Source organism: Polaromonas sp. P4_F9 (assembly GCF_056401235.1).
The window spans coordinates 97490-116433 of sequence record NZ_JBFUJT010000014.1 but is presented as its reverse complement, the minus strand read 5'-3'; the positions used below and the strand labels follow the sequence as shown (position 1 = coordinate 116433).

The 18944-nt window shown below is 64.4% G+C and carries 19 protein-coding genes; 5 read left to right on the top strand and 14 right to left on the bottom strand.

The window, feature by feature from the left end:
• Positions 1–359 precede the first annotated feature (359 nt).
• Together AC1DUB_RS14205 and AC1DUB_RS14200 are read right to left on the bottom strand one after the other, a co-directional pair.
• Positions 360–1130 carry a 16S rRNA (uracil(1498)-N(3))-methyltransferase gene (locus AC1DUB_RS14205; RefSeq protein WP_477730029.1) on the bottom strand — a complete coding sequence of 257 codons (771 nt, stop codon included), beginning with the start codon at positions 1128–1130 and terminating at the stop codon, positions 360–362.
• A gap of 115 nt (positions 1131–1245) precedes the next feature.
• Positions 1246–2412, bottom strand: coding sequence for an aminoglycoside phosphotransferase family protein (locus AC1DUB_RS14200; RefSeq protein WP_477730028.1), 1167 nt, complete (start codon positions 2410–2412; stop codon positions 1246–1248).
• Positions 2413–2529: 117 nt separating this feature from the next.
• Here AC1DUB_RS14200 and AC1DUB_RS14195 point away from each other — a divergent pair, with 117 nt between their 5' ends.
• From AC1DUB_RS14195 to AC1DUB_RS14185, 3 genes are all read left to right on the top strand, one after another.
• Complete coding sequence (locus AC1DUB_RS14195) at positions 2530–4998, top strand: LPS-assembly protein LptD (RefSeq protein ID WP_477730027.1); 2469 nt, start codon at positions 2530–2532, stop codon at positions 4996–4998.
• The gene (locus AC1DUB_RS14190) at positions 4991–6412 is read left to right on the top strand and encodes a peptidylprolyl isomerase (RefSeq protein ID WP_477730026.1); all 1422 of its coding nucleotides are present in this window, start codon (positions 4991–4993) and stop codon (positions 6410–6412) included. The genes AC1DUB_RS14195 and AC1DUB_RS14190 overlap by 8 nt, the downstream gene beginning before the upstream one ends.
• 193 nt (positions 6413–6605) lie before the next feature.
• Positions 6606–7547 carry a ribosomal RNA small subunit methyltransferase A gene (locus AC1DUB_RS14185; protein ID WP_477730025.1) on the top strand — a complete coding sequence of 314 codons (942 nt, stop codon included), beginning with the start codon at positions 6606–6608 and terminating at the stop codon, positions 7545–7547.
• A 273-nt stretch (positions 7548–7820) separates the two neighbouring features.
• On the opposite strand, the gene AC1DUB_RS14180 is transcribed toward AC1DUB_RS14185, so the two are convergent.
• The 10 genes from AC1DUB_RS14180 to AC1DUB_RS14135 all read right to left on the bottom strand — a co-directional run bounded on the left by AC1DUB_RS14180 (position 7821) and on the right by AC1DUB_RS14135 (position 15261).
• Positions 7821–8246 (bottom strand): barstar family protein, encoded by a 426-nt coding sequence (locus AC1DUB_RS14180; protein WP_305634851.1) that lies wholly within the window; start codon positions 8244–8246, stop codon positions 7821–7823.
• Positions 8247–8310: 64 nt separating this feature from the next.
• The gene (locus AC1DUB_RS14175; protein ID WP_477730024.1) at positions 8311–8739 is read right to left on the bottom strand and encodes a guanyl-specific ribonuclease; all 429 of its coding nucleotides are present in this window, start codon (positions 8737–8739) and stop codon (positions 8311–8313) included.
• A 180-nt stretch (positions 8740–8919) separates the two neighbouring features.
• Positions 8920–11238, bottom strand: a complete 2319-nt coding sequence (locus AC1DUB_RS14170; protein WP_477730023.1) for an NADP-dependent malic enzyme — start codon at positions 11236–11238, stop codon at positions 8920–8922.
• Between the two features lie 181 nt (positions 11239–11419).
• On the bottom strand, positions 11420–12619 hold the full coding sequence (locus AC1DUB_RS14165) for an FAD-dependent oxidoreductase (RefSeq protein WP_477730022.1): 1200 nt from the start codon (positions 12617–12619) through the stop codon (positions 11420–11422).
• Positions 12616–12876 (bottom strand): DUF2061 domain-containing protein, encoded by a 261-nt coding sequence (locus tag AC1DUB_RS14160; protein ID WP_477716666.1) that lies wholly within the window; start codon positions 12874–12876, stop codon positions 12616–12618. Before AC1DUB_RS14160 ends, AC1DUB_RS14165 begins: the two co-directional genes overlap by 4 nt.
• A 79-nt stretch (positions 12877–12955) precedes the next feature.
• Positions 12956–13120, bottom strand: coding sequence for a rubredoxin (locus AC1DUB_RS14155; protein WP_477730021.1), 165 nt, complete (start codon positions 13118–13120; stop codon positions 12956–12958).
• 195 nt (positions 13121–13315) lie between these two features.
• Positions 13316–13813, bottom strand: a complete 498-nt coding sequence (locus AC1DUB_RS14150; RefSeq protein WP_477721116.1) for a rubrerythrin family protein — start codon at positions 13811–13813, stop codon at positions 13316–13318.
• Between the two features lie 184 nt (positions 13814–13997).
• Positions 13998–14429, bottom strand: a complete 432-nt coding sequence (locus AC1DUB_RS14145) for a DUF6691 family protein (RefSeq protein ID WP_477730020.1) — start codon at positions 14427–14429, stop codon at positions 13998–14000.
• A 26-nt stretch (positions 14430–14455) separates the two neighbouring features.
• Positions 14456–14890 carry a YeeE/YedE family protein gene (locus tag AC1DUB_RS14140; protein WP_477730019.1) on the bottom strand — a complete coding sequence of 145 codons (435 nt, stop codon included), beginning with the start codon at positions 14888–14890 and terminating at the stop codon, positions 14456–14458.
• Positions 14890–15261, bottom strand: a complete 372-nt coding sequence (locus tag AC1DUB_RS14135) for an ArsR/SmtB family transcription factor (RefSeq protein WP_477730018.1) — start codon at positions 15259–15261, stop codon at positions 14890–14892. The genes AC1DUB_RS14140 and AC1DUB_RS14135 overlap by 1 nt, the downstream gene beginning before the upstream one ends.
• Before the next feature lie 93 nt (positions 15262–15354).
• On the opposite strand from AC1DUB_RS14135, the gene AC1DUB_RS14130 reads away from it, so the two are divergent.
• Complete coding sequence (locus AC1DUB_RS14130) at positions 15355–16236, top strand: MBL fold metallo-hydrolase (RefSeq protein WP_477730017.1); 882 nt, start codon at positions 15355–15357, stop codon at positions 16234–16236.
• A 120-nt stretch (positions 16237–16356) separates the two neighbouring features.
• Positions 16357–16977: a class I SAM-dependent methyltransferase gene (locus AC1DUB_RS14125; protein WP_477730016.1), complete on the top strand. Its 621-nt coding sequence runs from the start codon at positions 16357–16359 to the stop codon at positions 16975–16977.
• 51 nt (positions 16978–17028) lie between these two features.
• Here AC1DUB_RS14125 and AC1DUB_RS14120 read toward each other — a convergent pair whose 3' ends face one another.
• Together AC1DUB_RS14120 and AC1DUB_RS14115 are read right to left on the bottom strand one after the other, a co-directional pair.
• Entirely contained in the window at positions 17029–18069 is a 1041-nt protein-coding gene (locus AC1DUB_RS14120) for an MBL fold metallo-hydrolase (RefSeq protein ID WP_477730015.1), read from the bottom strand.
• Positions 18066–18725, bottom strand: a complete 660-nt coding sequence (locus tag AC1DUB_RS14115; RefSeq protein ID WP_477730014.1) for a peroxiredoxin — start codon at positions 18723–18725, stop codon at positions 18066–18068. The genes AC1DUB_RS14120 and AC1DUB_RS14115 overlap by 4 nt, the downstream gene beginning before the upstream one ends.
• Positions 18726–18944: the final 219 nt, after the last annotated feature.

Below are 18944 nucleotides of genomic sequence, written 5' to 3'. Positions count from 1 at the left end.
GGAAAAGCGGCACAGGCCCCAAACACCTGGCCGGCTACGTGGCCCTGATTGTGGTGTTTGCGCCGCGTCGCTGCAAGCTGCGCTGCCTAAGAACCTGTTTGCGATCTAAACGGGGGCCGCGCAAGCACCTTCTCGGGATGGGATGCAAGGCGCGGTGCGCCGCCCATAGCTCGGGCTATGGGCAAGCGCCGCAACGCCGCAGACCGCCCGAGAAGGCGCTTGCCCTTCGGGTTGGGGTGAAATCGGGCGATTGAGCCACCCGAGCCCTTGCATGGGCATTAGCCCATGCGGCGGACCCGGGCGCCCCACTCATCCCGATTGCACCCCAACGCGGCCTCGTTTAGATCGTAAACAGGTTCTCAGGTCTGGACTGGCGGCAAAAGCGTCAGCAGCGACAGGCAGGCCAGCGGCGCCGTCTCGGCGCGCAGCACGCGCGGGCCCAGGGTGACCGGCGCAAAGCCGCAGGCGATGGCTGCGGCCTCTTCGGCGGCGTTCAGGCCACCCTCCGGGCCACTGAGAAATGTCAGCGCGCCCGTGCCGGCGACGGCCCTGGCCAGCGGCTGCGTGCCCTCGCGCAGTGACAGCAGCAGCCGTGTGCCCGTAGCGGCGGCAGGCGCTTGCGCCAGGCCGTCCCTCAGCCACTCATCCAGGCCGGTGACCTCGTGGATCACCGGGATGCGGTTACGGCCGCATTGTTCGCAGGCCGCCACGGCCACGCCGCGCCAGTGCGCGAGCTTTTTCCCGGCGCGTTCACCCTTGATGCGCAGCACGGTACGCTCGCTCATCAGCGGGCGGATGCTGGCCACGCCCAGTTCGGTTGCCTTCTCGATCAGCCAGTCCATGCGTTCATTGGCGGGCATGCCCAGCACCAGGTGGACGGCGCGGTCTGCTTCACGCCGTGTCGCGGTGTAGGCCCCGATGGTGACCTGCACATCGCTGCGGCCCATGCGTTCAATGGTGGCGTCAAACTCGCCTTCACTGCCGGGCTCGCCGTTGCCCTGGCCGTTGAACAGCGTGATGGTATCGCCGGGTTGCAGGCGCAGGACCTGCACATGGCGGGCGGCCTGATCGGGCAGGCTGACGGAACTGCCGGGCACCAGCGCAAGGTCGGCGTGGAAACGGGCGGTCACGGTAGCGGGAGATGGTTGACTGCGAGGCCGGCTGCAATGGTTGCAAGGGCTGCAGCTGCTGTAAAAACAATAGCAGCAGGCTGACGGCGTGGAAGGGCTGATGCCTGGGTTTGCATCAGAAAGTGTAGCCCACGCGGGTTTCGTTGCCTTCAATCTCGTCGAGCAGCACCATCAACGGCCCGAGCTGCCGGTAGCGGGCGGCGGTATGGCGCGCATACCGGATGAAGCGCGGCGTGTCCGCCAGGTATTTGGGCTTGCCGTCGCGCAGCGTGAGCCGCGCAAAGATGCCGAGTACCTTGAGGTGGCGCTGCAGGCCCATCCACTCCACGGCGCGGTAAAACTCGCCGAAATCATCACCGACCGGCAGGCCGGCCGTGCGCGCCTTTTGCCAGTAGCGCACGGTGACGTCGATCACGAAATCCTCGTCCCAGCTCAGGAACGCGTCGCGCATCAGGCTGGCAATGTCATAGGTGATGGGGCCGTACACCGCATCCTGGAAGTCCAGGATGCCCAAGCGCGTGCCTGATTCACCATGAGGTTTCGCCGCCGGGCCGCCCCAAGGCGAAACAGCCCCCTCGGGGGGCAGTGCAGTACGCGAAGCGACAAGCGTGGGGGCCATCAAATTTCGGGGCATGAAGTCGCGATGTACGTAGACGCGCGCGCCGCCCAGCGACTGCAGGTTGCTGGCCTTGATCTGCGCAAACAGGCCATCGAGCTTGCCCTGCAGGCCGGTCTCCAGTGCCAGGCCGCGGTGCCGGGCGACATACCAGTCGGGGAAGAGCGCGAGTTCGCGCGACAGCAGCGCGTCGTCATAGGGCGGCAGCACGTCCGGCCGGGAGGCGAGCTGCCAGCGCACCAGCGCATCCACCGCGTCCATGTACAGCTCATGGTGTGCGGACGTCGGGCTGGCGAGGGCATCGGCGGCCTGGGGTGGGTCGATCACGTCGAGCATGGTCTGTGTGCCCAGGTCCGTGAGCAGCATGAAGCCCAGGGGCTCATCCCAGGACAGGACGCGCGGCGCATTCAGGCCCGCGTCCTGCATCAGTCCGGCCACCTTGACGAAGGGCTTGCAGTCTTCCTGGGCTGGTGGCGCATCCATGATGATGAAACTGCCGGCACCGTCTGCCCGGTCTACCCGCAGATAACGACGGAAGCTGGCGTCGGCGGAAGCCAGTCTCACGCTCTCAGCCCGCAGGCGGTGCTGCCCGGCCATGGCGGCCAGCCAGTGCTCAAAGGCGCTGGCACGCGCCGGATCGGCCCAGACGACAGGGGAAGAAATCATGATTGGCGGGCCTTCGTCAGGGCGGCGGCCAGGCGCTGTTTCGCGGCGCCAGGGGTGGAGTGGAGGGTCATGGATAATCGGCCTTGATTTTACAAACGGGTTTATCTCACATAAACGATGCGCCGCGCATCCCGCTCCCCCTTTATTCTTTCCCCGGTGGCTCATGCTGTCTCCCGTCTGGTGCTGTGCGCCACGCTGGGCTGGACGTACGCCGGGTGGGGGCACGCCCAGGTGCCGGCGCCTGCGGAAGGCTCCGAAGTCCCGTCGGGCGCCCGCCCGCCTGCCTCTGCGCCCGTTGCGGCGCAGCAGGAAACCCCGGTCAAGCTCAAAAGCTCTCCCATGCTGGCCGAGGAGGTACCGAAGCGGCCCGGTGATGAAGCGCCGACCTTTGTGTTCGGCGACCGGGTCTCGGGCCGACCCAATCTGGAAACCGTGATCGATGGCAACGCGGAACTGCGCCGCGGCGCCACCAGCATACGCGCCGACCGGATCGAGTATTACCAGCCCGAAGATCGCGTCAAAAGCCGCGGCAATGTGCGCATCAACAGCGCCGGCAACAGATTTGAAGGCCCCGAGCTGGAAATCACGCTGGACCGGTTTGAGGGCTTTTTCACCCAGCCGCGCTACCGCTTTCTGAGCAATGGCGGCAATGGCCAGGCCGAGCGGGTTGATTTCATCGACGACAAGCACCTCACGGCGCACCGTGCCAGCTACACCACCTGCGAGCGCGACAACGAAGCCAGCTGGAAGCCCGCCTGGGAATTGCGCGCCCGAAGCTTTGAATTTGATTTTGACGAGGAAGTCGGCGTGGCCAACGGCGCGGTGCTGCGCTTCAAGGACGTGCCCATTCTGGGGTTTCCGAAATTCAGTTTTCCGCTGAGCGACAAGCGCAAGTCGGGCCTGCTGCCGCCGACCCTCAACGTGAGTTCGGTCAACGGCGTTGAAGTGCGGCAACCCTATTATTTCGACATCGCCCCGAACCGCGATGCGACGTTTTCGCCCGCCGTCATGACCAAGCGCGGCGTGGACCTGGCCGGCGAGTTCCGCTACCTGGAGCCGACCTACAAGGGCGAGCTGCGCGCCAATATCCTGCCCGGCGACAAGCTGCGCAACCGCGACCGCTGGTCCTACGGTTACCTGCACAGCGGCACCATCGACAGCGGCGTGTCGGCCATCGGCAATCTGGGGGTCAACCTCAATTTGAACCGGGTCAGCGACAACGACTACTGGCGCGATTTCCCCATCGCCACGACATCGACCACGCAGCGCCTGCTGCCCCAGGACGCCACCGTGACGTGGGGCCGCGGTTATTTTTCTACGGCCGTGCGCACCCTCAAGTGGCAGACACTGCAGGACCTGAGCGCGCCCATCGTTCCGCCTTACGACCGCCTGCCCCAGTTCACCGCCAATTACACCCGGGTGGATGCGCCGCTGCTGGGCCTGGGCAACGGCTTCGACTGGTCTGTCGAGGGCGACTACACCCGCTTTTCTGCCGACAGGCTGCTCACCCTGCAGCCCAACAGCAACCGCGCCTTCACCCGGGCCCAGGTCAGCCGCCCCTGGCTGATGCCGGCCGGCTTCATCACCCCCAAGCTGCAGTTGCACGCCACCAGCTACCAGTTTGACGCGCCGCTGGCCAATGGCGCGCGGTCGGCCTCGCGCACCGTTCCCACCTTCAGCCTCGACAGCGGCCTGCAGTTCGAGCGCCAGGCCGGCTTCCTGGGCCGCAGTTTTACCCAGACGCTGGAGCCGCGGGCTTTTTATGTGCGCACGCCCTACCGCAACCAGAGCCTGTTGCCCAACTACGACTCGGGCGCCAACGACTTCAACTTTGCGACGGTGTTCACCGAGAACGCCTTTGTCGGCAACGACCGCATTTCAGACGCAAACCTGCTCACCCTGGGCGTGACCTCCCGTTTGCTGGACCCCGCCACCGGCGCCGAGGCGGTCCGCGTGGGCGTCGCGCAGCGGCTGCGTTTTGCCGACCAGAAAGTGACCTTGCCGGGCGGCCTGCCGATCACGGACCGTATCAGCGATCTGCTGGTGGGTGCGTCGGTCAACTGGGTGCCGCAATGGTCTTTTGACAGCACCATTCAGTACAACCCCAAGACCCAGAATTCCGAACGCAGCTCGATCGGGGTGCGCTACAACCCCAGCAATTACCGTGTGATCAGTGCCGCGTACCGGCGCCAGCGCAATATCAGCGAACAGATTGACGTAGGCTGGCAGTGGCCCATCAATGACCTGTGGGGCGACAAGGGGCGCGACCTGGGTGCGGGGCAGGGTCAGGGCGGGGGGCGTTACTATGCGGTTGGGCGCCTGAATTACAGCGTACCCGACCGGAAGCTGGTGGATGCGATCGTCGGCGTGGAGTACGACGGCTGCTGCTGGATTGGCCGGGTGATGCTGCAGCGCACGCAAAACGGCACGGCAACGTCCGACACCCGGATCCTGTTCCAGCTTGAACTGGTCGGCTTTTCGCGCATTGGCGCGAACCCTCTGGAAACTCTCAAGTCCAACGTTCCACGCTACCAATACCTGCGTGAGAAAATCAACACCCCAAGCCGTTTTACCACCTATGACTAATCACCGTCTTTTCGCCGGGCTCGCCAGACGGCTCCCCGTCCGGCCCCTGGCTGCCGCGCTGGCGCTCCTGCTCACCCTTCCCCTGATCGGGGTGCAGGCCCAAAGCCTGCGGCCGTCCGGCGGCTTGCGGCTCCCCAGCCCCGCCGCCAGCGCGGGCGCTGCAGCCGGAAGCGCTGCGGGCCAGCGGCAGGCTGACTTCATCGTCGCTGTCGTGAATTCGGAACCCATCACCAACAGCGAGGTGCGTACCAAGCTGGCCCGCACCGAGCAGCAAATCATCCAGCAGGGTGCGACCCTGCCCCCCCGGAGAGAGCTGCTCCCGCAGGTGCTGGAGCGGTTGATCAGCGACAAGGCGCAACTGCAGCTGGCCCGATCGAGCGGCGTGCGCGTCGACGACAACGCCCTCGAAGCCGCCGTGCAGACGGTTGCCCGGCAAAACCAGATCAGCGTGGATGAGTTGCGCCGTCGCCTGAAGGCCGATGGCATCGCCTACAGCCAGTTCGAGTCCGACTTGCGCGACGAGCTGCTGGTCAGCCGCCTGCGCCAGCGCGAGGTCGAGTCCCGGGTGACCGTGACCGAGCAGGACATTGACCAGTTCCTGCGCGAACAGGAAGGTGCTTCCGAGCTGTCCTCGCTGGCCCTCAACCTGGCCCAGATTCTGGTGGCCGTCCCGGAAAATGCCACGCCCGCGCAGGTGGCAGCCCTGCAGGCCAAGGCCCAGCAGGTGATGGATAAGGCGCGCGGGGGGGCTGACTTTGCGGCCCTGGCCAATGAGTTCTCCGACTCCCCCACCCGCGGCACCGGCGGGCTGATGGGCTTGCGCGAGGCAGACCGCTACCCGCCGCTTTTTGTGGAGAGCACCAAGAGCCTGAAGGTGGGCGGGCTCGCCGGCCCGATCCGCAGCGGTGCCGGTTTTCACGTCCTGAAAGTGATTGAAAAAAGGCGGGCCGGCATGCCCGGCTCTGTCATTCCACAAACCCATGCCCGCCACATCCTGCTGCGGCTGTCGCCCAAGCAGGGCGAAGCCGCCGCGATGGAGAAGCTGGCCGCGTTCAGGAAGCGCATCCTGGCCGGCCAGGCCGATTTTGCCGCCCTGGCGCGCGAAAACAGTGAAGATGGCTCCGCCAAGCAAGGCGGTGATCTGGGCTGGGCCAACCCCGGCATGTTTGTGCCCGAGTTCGAGAAGGTCATGGATGGCCTGGCGCCCAACCAGATTTCCGAACCGCTGGTGTCGCGCTTCGGTGTGCACCTGATCCAGGTGCTGGAGCGGCGCGAGGCGCAGATGTCCCCGCGCGACCAGCGCGAGATGGCGCGCAACGTCCTGCGCGGGAAAAAGCAGGACGAAGCGTATGCCCTGTGGGCGCAGGAAGTCCGCGGCCGTGCCTATGTGGAATACCGCGAATCGCCGCAGTGAATGTGGCCCCCACGCTTGTCACTGCGTGTACTGCGCTGCCCCCCGAGGGGGCCGCTGCGCCTGCGGCCCGGCAAAGCCGGTTCCGCGGCCCCTGCTGGGATGAAGAGCCCCCCCGCTTGTCACTGGGCGGCCCGGCGGAAAATTGCTTGAGCCTGCCGGAGAGCGGCCGCAACTTTGGCGGGCAGAACTGATCGTGAAACATATCCCGCGCAAGCGCTTTGGCCAGCATTTCCTGACGGACCAGGGCATTATTGAAGGCATCGTCCAGGCGATTTCGCCCCGGGCGGGCCAGGCGGTGGTGGAGATTGGCCCCGGTCTTGCGGCGCTGACGCAGCCGCTGGTCGAGCGGCTGGGACATCTCACGGTGATTGAACTGGACCGTGATCTGGCGCAGCAACTGCGTGCGCACCCGCAGCTGACGGTGGTGGAGTCGGATGTGCTGAAGGTGGACTTTCGCCAACTGGCAGAGCGCTTGCAACACGGCCCCGTGCGCAGCGCAGGGCTGTCCCAAGCCGAAACAGCCCCCAAGGGGCTGGAGCCTGCAGGCTCTTCAGCCCAGCAGGGGCCGCGGGACTGGCTTCGCCAGACCGCAGGCGCAGCGGCCCCCTCGGGGGGCAGCGCAGTACACCAAGTGACAAGCGTGGGGGCTCATAAGCTCCGCGTGGTCGGCAACCTGCCCTACAACATCTCCACGCCCATTTTGTTCCACCTGCTGGACGCCGTGGATGTGATTGAAGACCAGCACTTCATGCTGCAAAAGGAAGTGATTGACCGCATGGTGGCGGCGCCCTCCACGAGCGACTATGGCCGGCTCAGCGTGATGCTGCAGTGGCGCTACGCAATGGAAAACGTGCTGTTTGTGCCGCCGCAGAGCTTTGACCCGCCGCCGCGGGTGGACAGTGCGGTCGTGCGCATGGTGCCGCACGCCCACCCTGCGGCGCTGGACGTCAAACTGCTGAGCCAGCTCGTGCAGGTGGCTTTCAGCCAGCGCCGCAAGCTGCTGCGCCATACCCTGGGCCAGTGGCTGACGGCGCGGGGCTTCCCGGGAAGCTTTGACGTGCAGCGCCGGGCCGAGGAGGTGCCGGTGGCCGAATATGTGGCGCTGGCGCAGCAGGTGGCTGCCGTGGCCGTGTAGGAGCCGTGCCATGGCTGTGCCGTGGCCATGTGGGCGCCTGCTGGCGCTTGCACCATGAAAAAAGGCCGTCGGATGACGGCCTTTTTTCTTTTCGCCTGAAACCGGGGTGTCAGGCGGCTGCGAGCCAGTAGCCCGCGTTGAACGGACTGCTCATACGCAGCGCCAGCGGTGACACGTCTACCAGTTTGTCGGTAGGCATGGGTTCTTCACCGTCTGCAACTGCTTGCTGGGCCTCATTCGCCCGATCCCCTTGGCCAATGTCTGGGGAGCGGGCTACAGAAAAGAATAGAAACATCTGAACGGGATCTTTCGATCCGCCCAGTAGTCCGCGGCATCCCTGAAGATGTCGAGCAGTTGCTCCCGCGCTTCCTTGTCAAACTTGGCGTTGGCCGGAATCTGCTCGAGCACGACGATGAAGCCGGGTTGCGGGCCTGATTTGTGGACCAGGTCCGTCATGCAGTCGTACAGCGCATCGAAATTCTTGCCGAAATGTGCCGGGAAGGTGTATTGCGCCGCGATCATGTCCAGAATGTCCTGTTTGCTCTGGGCATTGCCCAGGTTGGCATACAGGAAGTGCTGATTCAGCTGTGTGGCCGCATCCTGCAGGTCCTGTACGCGGAATGCGCGTATGGACTGCACGATATTGGGCCGCACGCCACGCAAAGGCGTTTCGTTGTCCCGACGAAGTGGTGTATCCATCTCCGCTTCTCTTTCTCTTAAGTCAAAAACTCGAATTAACAACCACAGTCCAATTTATCGGACTTCAAGGAGTAATCTTGCGAAAACTCGCATAGTGGTTATCGGTGTAATAACAGGCATCAGGTGCGGTGGGTTTCAAGCCGCCACAAATAATGCGCCGGGCTCCCCGGCTCTGCTCACCGGGTGTCCGGACGGTGTACTCACGGTAGTAGCCGCGATTGTTGGCGGGAAGAATCCGTTCCCGGTTGCCAAACACCGTGCCGTCCTTGTCGTACCTGAACGGCCCACCCTGGTAAATCAGCCTCATCATGTCGCGCCCTTGAGGGGGCAGCTGGGTTGCCGGAATCGTTGCCACCGGGCCCGGATCAACCGGGCTTCTGGCTTGCGCCACATCGGGGCTTAACCCTGCCAGGCTCGTCGACAGGACCCACAACCCGGCGGCTACCGCCGCCCGCCAGAAACCCCACTCACCGCGCCCAGTCTTGCGCAACATGAAAAATGCCTTTCTTGAATTCAGGTATTAACCCCCAAATTTTTTTCGGGTTAACCCTTAAATTTCAAGAGGCGTAGTTTGCCGCATATGGGCAGAAAACGCAAGTGGCTGCTGAAAATTTAGGCACCAACTGCGGGGGATAAGCCGCTAGTAAGTTGGTGCTAGCTATCTAAATTTTCGTTATCTGGCTGCGTTTGCGTCCGCTACGGTAAGGGCTGTCATATTGACAATACGGCGCACCGTGGCCGTCGGAGTCAGGATGTGCATGGGCTTGTTGGCGCCCAGCAACACGGGGCCGATGGTAATGTTGCCACCGGCGGCGGTCTTGAGCAGGTTGTAGGCAATATTGGCCGCATCGATGTTGGGCAGCACCAGCAAATTGGCTTCACCTGTCAGCGTGCAGTTGGGCATGATGACGCCGCGGGTAACGGCGTCCAGCGCCATGTCGCCATGCATTTCGCCGTCGACTTCCAGCCAGGGCGCTTTGTCGCGCAACAGTTCCAGCGTGCGGCGCATCTTCAGGGCGCTGGGCTGGTTGGACGAGCCAAAGTTGGAGTGCGACAGCAAGGCTGCCTTGGGTTTGATGCCAAAGCGCAGCATTTCCTCGGCCGCCATGGTGGTGATTTCGGCCAGCTGCTCCGCCGTCGGGTCGTAGTTCACATGGGTATCGAGCAGAAACACCTGACGTCCGGGCAGCAGCAGACCATTCATGCAGGCGTAGGTGCACACGCCGTCACGCTTGCCAATCACCTGGTCCAGGTAGTCCAGGTGGTGGGCGGTGGTACCCCAGGTGCCGCAAATCAGCCCGTCCACATCGCCCTTGTGCAGCAGCATGCCGGCGATCAGTGTGAGGCGGCGGCGCATTTCGATCTTGGCCATCTGCACGGTCACGCCGCGGCGCTCCGTCATGCGGTGGTAGGTCTGCCAGAAGTCGCGGTAGCGGTGATCCTGCTCGACATTCACCACGTCGTAGTCGAGGTCCTCCTTCAGGCGCAGGCCAAACTTTTCAATGCGCTGGGCAATGATCGCGGGCCGGCCGATCAGGGTCGGGCGCGCCAGGTTTTCGTCTACCACGATCTGGCAGGCGCGCAGCACGCGTTCTTCCTCGCCCTCGGCATAGGCCACGCGCTTGCGGGCCGCCGTCTTGGCCGAAGCAAAGATCGGTTTCATCACGGTGCCGGAGGCATAGACAAAGCTTTGCAGCCTCTCGCGGTAGGCGTCCAGGTCCTGGATGGGGCGCAGGGCCACGCCGCTGTCGGCGGCCGCCTTGGCCACGGCAGGCGCAATCTTCATCATGAGGCGCGGATCGAAGGGCTTGGGAATCAGGTATTCCGGGCCGAAGGTGAGCTTTTCGCCCACGTAAGCGGCGGCCACCACCTCGCTCTGCTCGGCCTGCGCCAGCTCGGCAATCGCGTGCACCGCGGCAATTTCCATCTCGATGGTGATGGTCGATGCGCCGGCGTCCAGGGCTCCCCGGAAAATATAGGGAAAGCACAGCACGTTGTTGACCTGGTTCGGGTAATCAGTCCGACCTGTTGCCATGATGGCGTCATCACGCACGGATTTGACGTCTTCTGGCGATATCTCCGGATTGGGATTGGCCAGGGCCAAAATGATGGGCTTGGCCGCCATCTTCTTGACCATCTCCTTCTTGAGCACGCCGCCGGCCGAAAGGCCCAAAAAGATGTCGGCGTCTTCGATGATTTCGCCCAGGGTGCGGGCCGACGTTTTTTGCGCAAACTGGATCTTGTCTTCATCCATCAGCTCGGTGCGGCCTTCATAGACCACGCCGGCCAGGTCGGTCACATAGATGTTCTCGCGTGGAATGCCGAGTTTGATCAGCAGCCCGAGGCAGGCCAGCGCCGCCGCACCCGCGCCCGAAGTCACCAGCTTGACCTGTTTCAGGTCCTTGCCCACGACCTTGAGCGCATTCAGCACCGCTGCGCCCACCGTGATGGCCGTGCCATGCTGGTCGTCGTGGAACACGGGAATCTTCATCCGCTTGCGCAGCTCACGTTCCACGTAAAAGCAGTCGGGCGCCTTGATGTCTTCCAGGTTGATGGCGCCAAAGGTCGGCTCCAGCGCGGCGATGATGTCGACCAGTTTGGCCGGGTCCTTTTCGTCGATTTCGATGTCGAACACATCGACACCGGCAAACTTCTTGAATAAAACCGCCTTGCCTTCCATGACCGGCTTGGACGCCAGCGGGCCGATGTCGCCCAGGCCCAGCACGGCGGTGCCGTTGGTCACCACGGCCACCAGATTGCCGCGGCTGGTGTATTTGAAGGCCGCGTTCGGGTCCTTGACGATTTCCTCGCAGGGCGCCGCCACGCCGGGCGAATAGGCCAGCGCCAGGTCGCGCTGGTTGGTCAGCTGCTTGGTGGCCGCGATGGCCAGCTTGCCGGGGGTCGGAAACTCGTGGTATTCGAGCGCGGCGCGGCGCAGTTCTGCGCGTCTTTCGTCACGGTTGTCGGGCGTCGCGGCGGGTGGTGTCGGCATCTAGGGGTCTCCAGCAGAAACGGTCGGTATGACCGTCAATTTCTTGTAAGGTCTGCGATTGTAGGCCGTTGCGTGGGAAAACCCCAGTCAGTGAATCTACGCAAATCAGGTGTTGCGCTTTTGACTTTTTACCAAGGAACCGGCCGGGCACGGCCTCCCGCGTCCAGGGCGCGTTCAGGCCCTACAGCGCAACCCGCTTGGACTGCACCATGCGCTGGGCGGTCTGCGTGCCCGCCAGCACAAAGCCGCGTTGCAGGCCCGCTTCGTCAACCCATTGCCACAGGCCTGTTTCCGGCATGTGCCATTGGCCGTCTGTGCCGGGCTGCGGCGGCGCCACCACCAGCGGCAGTGCGGGGGTTTTCACGGAAACCGGCATCAGCGGGAAGACAACTTCTGCCGGCGTGCCCGCCAGGTTGGCCGCCAGCGCCTTGGCCGCAGCCATGATGGGCATCACGTAAGGCAGCGCGCTGCCATGCACCGACAGTTTTGAAGCCGCGCTGCCGTACTGGGCGCTGTCGCCCAGCGCGTATACGCCCTCAGCGCTGGTTTGCAGGCGGGTATTGACCACAATGGCGCGGTCCACTGTCAGGCCCGCCGCCCGGGCCAGGGCCGTGTCGGCTCTCAGGCCGATCGCGCTCAATACGCAGCCGGCGTCAATGACTTCCCCGCTGGCCAGCGAAACCGCCAGGGCGTCGGCGCCTGCCGGCTGTGCTGCGGCCGGGTCCACCGCGCGCACCGTGGTGCCGAAGTAAAAGCGGACGCCCAGGGCTTCCAGCGCCTGCTGCAGGGCCGTGCTGGCCGCTTCCGGCAGCAGGGCGGCCAACGGGCGGGTACCGGGATCGACCACGCTGACGCGGTAGCCGGCCTGGGCCAGGTCATTGGCAAACTCGCAGCCAATCAGCCCGGCACCCATGACCAGCACGTGCCGGCCGCGGTTGCCTGCGGAGTCACCCGCCGGCTGCAGCTCCGCGTGAAAACGCGCGAAGTCTTCGAGCGAATTGACGCTGATCACGCGGTCCGCGGCCCGGCCCTCGAGCGGCACGCGAATCGGCTGCGCGCCGGTGGCCAGCACCAGATCGCGGTAGGCCACCGTTCCGGCAGACGTGCTGACGGTTTTGGCGGCCACATCGAGCGCCTCCACCCGCGTGTGGGGCATCAGCGTCACGTTCAGCGATTCGGCCATTTTGGCGGCGGGGGTGCTGATGAGCTGCGCCGGCAGCCGGCCCTGCGCGAAGGCGTTTGATAAGGACGGCTTGGCGTAGAAGTCGCCGCTGTCCGCGGTGATCATCACCACGGGCGTGCTGCTGTCCAGCTTGCGGAACTCGCGCACCGTGGTCCAGCCGGCCAGCCCGGCGCCAATGACCAGCACGGGCCGGCTCATGCCGCAGCTCCTGCCGTCAAGGGCATCGCTGGCATGGAGCTCAGCGCCCTGCGCTGTCCGCCCCAGCGTTCCCAGGCTTTCTCATGGAAGAAAAAGGCAAAGGCCTGAACCGTGGGCTCCAGCAGGCTCAGCGTCATGGCCAGCAAAAAATTGCCCGTGACAGCGTAGGCCACCAAGGCGGCGACGGTGACGTGCAGCACGTAGTAGCTGGCAGTCTTCTTCAGGGTAGGCAAGTTGGCGCGGGCAAGTTTGGCCATCACGGACTCCACAAATTCGGTAAAACAAGGACCGGCCGCGCCGCAATGGCGGGCCGGCAGCGGCAGGGCTGCGGGTTTCTTAAATTTCGACCACTTCAAAATCGGCCTTGGCAACGCCGCAGTCCGGGCATGCCCAGCTGTCAGGCACATCGGCCCAGCGCGTGCCGGCTGCGATGCCGTCTTCAGGACGGCCAGCCGCCTCATCGTACACAAAGCCGCAAACGATGCAGAGATAGGTTTTCATCGGGTTTCTTTCAGTTTCTAAAGTTAAATGTGCCGCTGACCCCTCTTGCTCTTGTACAGGGGTCGCCGGCTCTCAAAAATCAAGGGCGCCCGGAAGGACGCCCGGCTGCTTGTGGGGCAGAACTGTTCATTGTCAGTCGCCTCTGCCGTTCGCGTCTTACAGCCCCTGCAGGGTCAGCCCTGCGGGCCCGCCGGTTCAGGCCGCCGCGGCGCCTTCTTTGACGATATTAAGCCGCGCCTGGTAGTGGTTGGCATGGCGCTCTTCCACCCGGGCCAGGGCCGCGAAGCGTTTCTGGGCTTTCTCCAGGGTGGCCTTGAACTGGGCCGCGTGGACCTTGGACTCCTCGATCTGCTCGTCCATTTCAGCCACGGCCGCCGCGTTGCCTTCGGCTTCAGCGGTGGCGCGGAAGCCGGGGTACATCTCGGTGTACTCGTAGGTTTCGCCGTCGATGGCGATCTGTAGCGCCCGGGCGGGCGTCATGGTCGCCTTGGGATAGAGCAGGTCCAGGTGGCCGAAGGCGTGCATCACTTCCTGGTCGGCGGTTTCTTCAAAGGTGCGCGCTGTGGCTTCGTCACCGGCCTCGCGGGCCAGCTTGGCGAAATAGCGGTACTTGATGTGCGCCATGGATTCGCCGGCAAAGGCGGCTTCCAGGTTGGCCATGGTCTTGATTTCGGGGCGTTGCGTTGTGCTCATCGTGAACTCCTGCATGTTGATAGCTATAAATTATCGGAACAGGAGAAATGATATATGCAAGCTATAGAATGGGCCAATTGCTTTTGCCTAAACGATTGATAGAAGCAATGACGGTCTGCCGGGAGGAGCCGGGGCGGTCAGTGGCGCGTGGGTGGCCAACGCGGCCGCGCCCATCGGCGCTTGCTCATGCGGTGCGCTGCGTCTGCCGGCGCTTTTCCAGCACCTCGAACACCGCCATGCCGGCGAGCATCGCGGCGACAAACACCAGCGCTTTAGACTCGCCCATGCCGAGAGCCACCAGGCCGGGGCCCGGGCAGAACCCGGCAATGCCCCAGCCCATGCCGAATAGCGCACTGCCCCTCACCAGCCGGCGGTCTATACGGCTGGCGGTGGGCAGTTTCATATCGGCGCCCAAGAGCGAGCAGGTCCGGTTTTTCGCCAGCAGGAAGGCGACGGAGCCCACCGCGATGGCCCCCGCCATGACCAGTGCCAGCGAGGGGTCCCACCGGCCCGCCAGGTCCAGGAAACCCAGTACCTTGGCCGGATTGGCCATGCCGGACACCATGAGCCCCAGGCCGAACAGGAGGCCGGCGAGTAGCGACGTCAGGACAAACATGAATCTGCTCCTTAACTACGTAACTATTAACTATTGAAGAGGTGGCGCAGCACAAACACCGTCCCGAAACCTGCGCCCATGAAGGTGGCCGTCGCCGCCAGCGAACGCAGCGAGAACCTTGACAGGCCGCAGACACCGTGGCCGCTGGTGCAGCCCGAACCGTAGCGGGTGCCTATGCCCACGAGCAGGCCCGCCGCGACCAGAGCGCTGTAGCCGGCATCAATCTGCACGGCGGGCAGCACGGAGAACGCCGCGTACGCCAGCGGAGCACCAACCAGCCCCGCAATGAACGCGGCGCGCCAACCCACATCGCCCCGCGCGGGCTTCAACAGGCCGCCCAGAACACCGCTGATGCCCGCGATGCGCCCGTTGAGCAGCGCGAACATGGCGGCGGCCAGGCCGATCAGCATGCCGCCCAGCAGGGCGGACCAGGGGGAGAAGGCATTCCAGTCGATGGACATCAGGTTGCTCCTTCGGGGCTTTCGGGGGAGTGGGGGGTTTTGGGGGCTTTGGGGTTCTCGGGGCAATAGAGGCGGTACAGCACCGCCAGGATTTCAAGCAGGGCCGGATCGGCCACGCTGTAGTAAATGTTCTTGCCCTGCCGGCGTGTGTTGACGACGCCCTCATTGCGCAACACGCCGAGTTGTTGCGACAGCGTGGGCTGGCGGATGCCCAGCCCGCCCTCCAGCTCGCTGACGCAGCGCTCGCCCTGCGACAACTGGCACAGCAGCAGCAGCCGGTCCTCATTGGCCAGCAGTTTCAGCACGCCAACCGCTTGCGCGGTCGCGCCGCGCAGCAACTCGGGATCGATGACGGGATGGGTATCTTGCATGGCTCTGTCTGTTTGTCTGTGGGTTACTTGACAATATTATACAAATATATATATTATTGGCAAGTAGATTGTAATTAACCCACGGAGTCGGCCATGAGTGCTCGCATCACAGTCCAAGCTTTTTTTGACAGCCCCACCTGGACGGTCACTTACGTGGTGACAGACACCAGCACCCGACACGCGGCCATCATCGACCCGGTGCTTGACTACGACTTCAAGGCCGGACGCACCAGCACGACCTCGGCGGACCGGGTGCTGGCCTATGTGGCGGAGCAGCAGCTGCACATCGACTGGATTCTGGAAACCCACGCCCACGCCGACCACCTGTCGGCAGCCCGCTATCTGAAGGAGCATGTGGGTGGGCGCATCGCGATTGGCGAGAACATCCGGGCGGTACAGGCGACCTTCAAGAAAATCTTTAACCTGGAGCGCGCCTTCCTGCCCGACGGCAGCCAGTTCGACCATTTGTTCAAGGACGGCGAAACCTTCAGGATCGGGGACGTCGAGGCCACCGCGCTCCTGGTTCCCGGCCATACCCCCGCGGACATGGCGTATCGGGTGGAGGACGCGGTGTTTGTGGGTGACACGCTGTTCATGCCCGATGTGGGCACGGCGCGGGCCGACTTCCCCGGCGGCGACGTCCATGCGCTGTATCGCTCCATCCGCACCCTGCTGGCCTTGCCGGCCAAGACCACGATGTATGTGTGCCACGACTATCCCCCCGCGTCGCGGGCGCCGCAATGGCAGACCACCGTGGGTGAACAGCGCGCCCGCAACATTCATGTGCACGACGGCGTCTCCGAGGAGGCATTCGTCGCCATGCGGACCGCCCGCGACGCCGCGCTGGACATGCCCGCCCTCATCCTGCCGTCCATCCAGGTCAACGTTCGCGCCGGGGACATGCCGCCGCCCGAAGACAATGGCATCCGGTATCTGAAAATTCCGGTCAACACGCTGGGCGCGCAAACTGGATAAAGTGCTTCATAAGGGAAAGTAAAGCAAAGGGCTTTGGCTACGCGCTGGGGTCGCAAACAGGCGTGGCCCGGCGATCAGGGCCCCACCGGATTACTTTGGCGTCTTTGTGAGAGAGCAGGAATGAACACCCGGCATCATTGGGAACAGGTCTATCAACACAAGGCAGCAGACGCGGTCAGCTGGTTTCGCCCGCATCTGGAGCGATCCCTGTCGCTGATCGAAAAAGCGGCCCCCGGCCGTGCCATGTCCGTCATTGACGTCGGCGGTGGCGAGTCGACGCTGGTCGATGATCTGCTGGCGGCGGGCTACCGCGACGTCAGCGTGCTCGATATTTCGCAGGCGGCCATTGATGCCACCCGGCAACGGCTCGGCCCCGCCAGCCAGGCGGTGACGTGGTGGGTCGGGGACGTCACCCGGGTGGCCCTACCCGCAGCGCGCTACGACGTGTGGCACGACAGGGCGGTTTTCCACTTCCTGACCGACGCCGGGCAACGCGATGCCTATGTGCGGCAGGTCATGCGGGCCGTCAAGCCGGGAGGCCATGTCATCGTCGCCACGTTTGGGCCGGAGGGGCCGGCCCAGTGCAGCGGTCTTGACGTGGTCCGCTATGACGCGCAAGGGCTGCACGGGGAATTTGGCGCGGCCTTCCAGCTCGTCGAAAGCGCCACCGAAGTCCATGAAACCCCGTCCGGGACAACGCAGCAGTTCATCTATTGCTACTGCGTCAAGGCGCCTGGGTGATTCAGGACCGCCGCCTGCATCTCCTCGCAACCCACAGCAACGCGGTCGCCGTCAGGCCGCCGGCCCCGCACGCACCGGGTAGTTCGCCTCGCGCCAGCTCTTCATGCCGCCGTCAAGCGCAACCACGCGCTGAAAGCCCATGGTGCGCAGCGTGGCCGCGGCCAGCGTCGAGATGCGGCCGAACTCACAGCAGGTGACGATGCGCGCTGTCGGGTCCGGCAGCTCGCTGTTGACGCGCAGCTCCAGTTGGCCGCGCGGCAGCAGCCGCGCGCCGGGAATGTGCCCGGCCTCGTAGGCGTCGCGCTCGCGCACATCGAGCACGATCAGATCGGCAGGTGCCGCGTCGACACGGCTTCGCAGCTCGGCCATGGACATGAAGGGCACGCAAGCGGCAGCCTCGGCCAGCATCTGCGCCACGGTCTTGCCACCGCTCATGTTGGTGCGCAGCGCTTCCGTGAGGTGGGTGGGCATGGACAGGTCGAGACTCTTCATCATCTCCACGAACGCCGCCCGGTCCGTCCGCTGCAGACGTGGATTGGTGGCGATTTCCTCGCCGATGGTCGAGTGGCTGCGGCCCTTGTAGTCGTGGGCCGGGTACACCAGCAGCGCCGGGTCGAGCTTCAGGAGCCGCCCGAACAGGCTGTCGTACAGCGCTTCGGGATCGCCGGTGGGAAGGTCGGTACGCCCGGTTCCGCCGATGAGCAGGGTGTCGCCGGTGAAGACCCGGTCGTCGGAGACCAGGCACATCGAGTCCACGGTATGCCCGGGCGTGTACAGCACCTGCAGCCGCAACTTGCCGAGCACGATCATCTCGCCGTCATCAACGCGCAGGTCCACGCCGGGCGCCGGGCTGGCCCGGTGCATGACGGTCATCGCGCCGAGGCGGTCGGCCAGCTGGCGCGCGGCCGAGAAGTGATCGGCGTGCGTGTGCGTATCGATCACGAAGTGGATGCGCAGCGCGTCGCGGGACGCCAGCGCCAGGTAACGGTCGACCTGGCTGACCTCGGGATCGATCAGCGCTCCGGCGCAGGTGTCAGCACAACCCAGCAGGTAGGACCGGCAGCCTCCGACGGCGACCTGCTCGAAGATCATGACGGTTGCTTGACGATGCGCAGGTAGGGTTTGGGCGCCTTCCAGCCCTGCGGGAACAGCGTCTTCGCATCGTCGTCGGACACCGAGCCGGCGATGATCACGTCCTCGCCCTGCTTCCAGTTCACCGGCGTGGCCACCTTGTGCTTGGCCGTCATCTGCATCGAGTCGAGCACGCGCAGGATTTCGTCGAAGTTGCGGCCAGTGGTCATCGGGTAGGTCATCATCAGCTTGATCTTCTTGTCGGGGCCAATGACAAAAACCGAGCGGACGGTGGCGTTCGTGGCCGCGGTGCGGCCCTCGGCGGTGCCGGGCTCGTCCGCCGGCAGCATGTTGTAGAGCTTGGCGACCGCCAGGTCGGTGTCGCCGATCATCGGGTACTTCGGCAGATGGCCCTGGGTCTCTTCGATGTCGCGGGCCCAGCGCGTGTGGTTGTCCACCGGATCCACCGACAGGCCAATCAGCTTGCAGTTGCGGCGCGTGAACTCGGGCTCAATCTTCGCCATGTAACCGAGTTCCGTCGTGCAGACGGGCGTGAAGTCCTTCGGGTGCGAGAACAGGATCGCCCATCCGTCCCCTATCCATTCGTGAAAGCGGATCTTGCCCTGAGTGGTCTCGGCTGTGAAGTCAGGGGCGGTGTCGTTGATGCGCAAAGACATGACTACTCCTTCAGCGCCTGAGTTGTAGGCGGCCCGCCCGGCGCCCTGGCGCAGAGCCACCTTGAAATGCTTTGGAAGAACTTGAAATAGTAGCAGCTAGCCCGCCGCAGGTCGAGAGCGGGTATTTTTCAGTTCAGGCGTGAGCCTGAGCCTGAGCGAAGGCGGATCGACGCTGAAGCTGAAGCGCCGGCCCGATTGGCTAGATAAATTGCCTTGTGC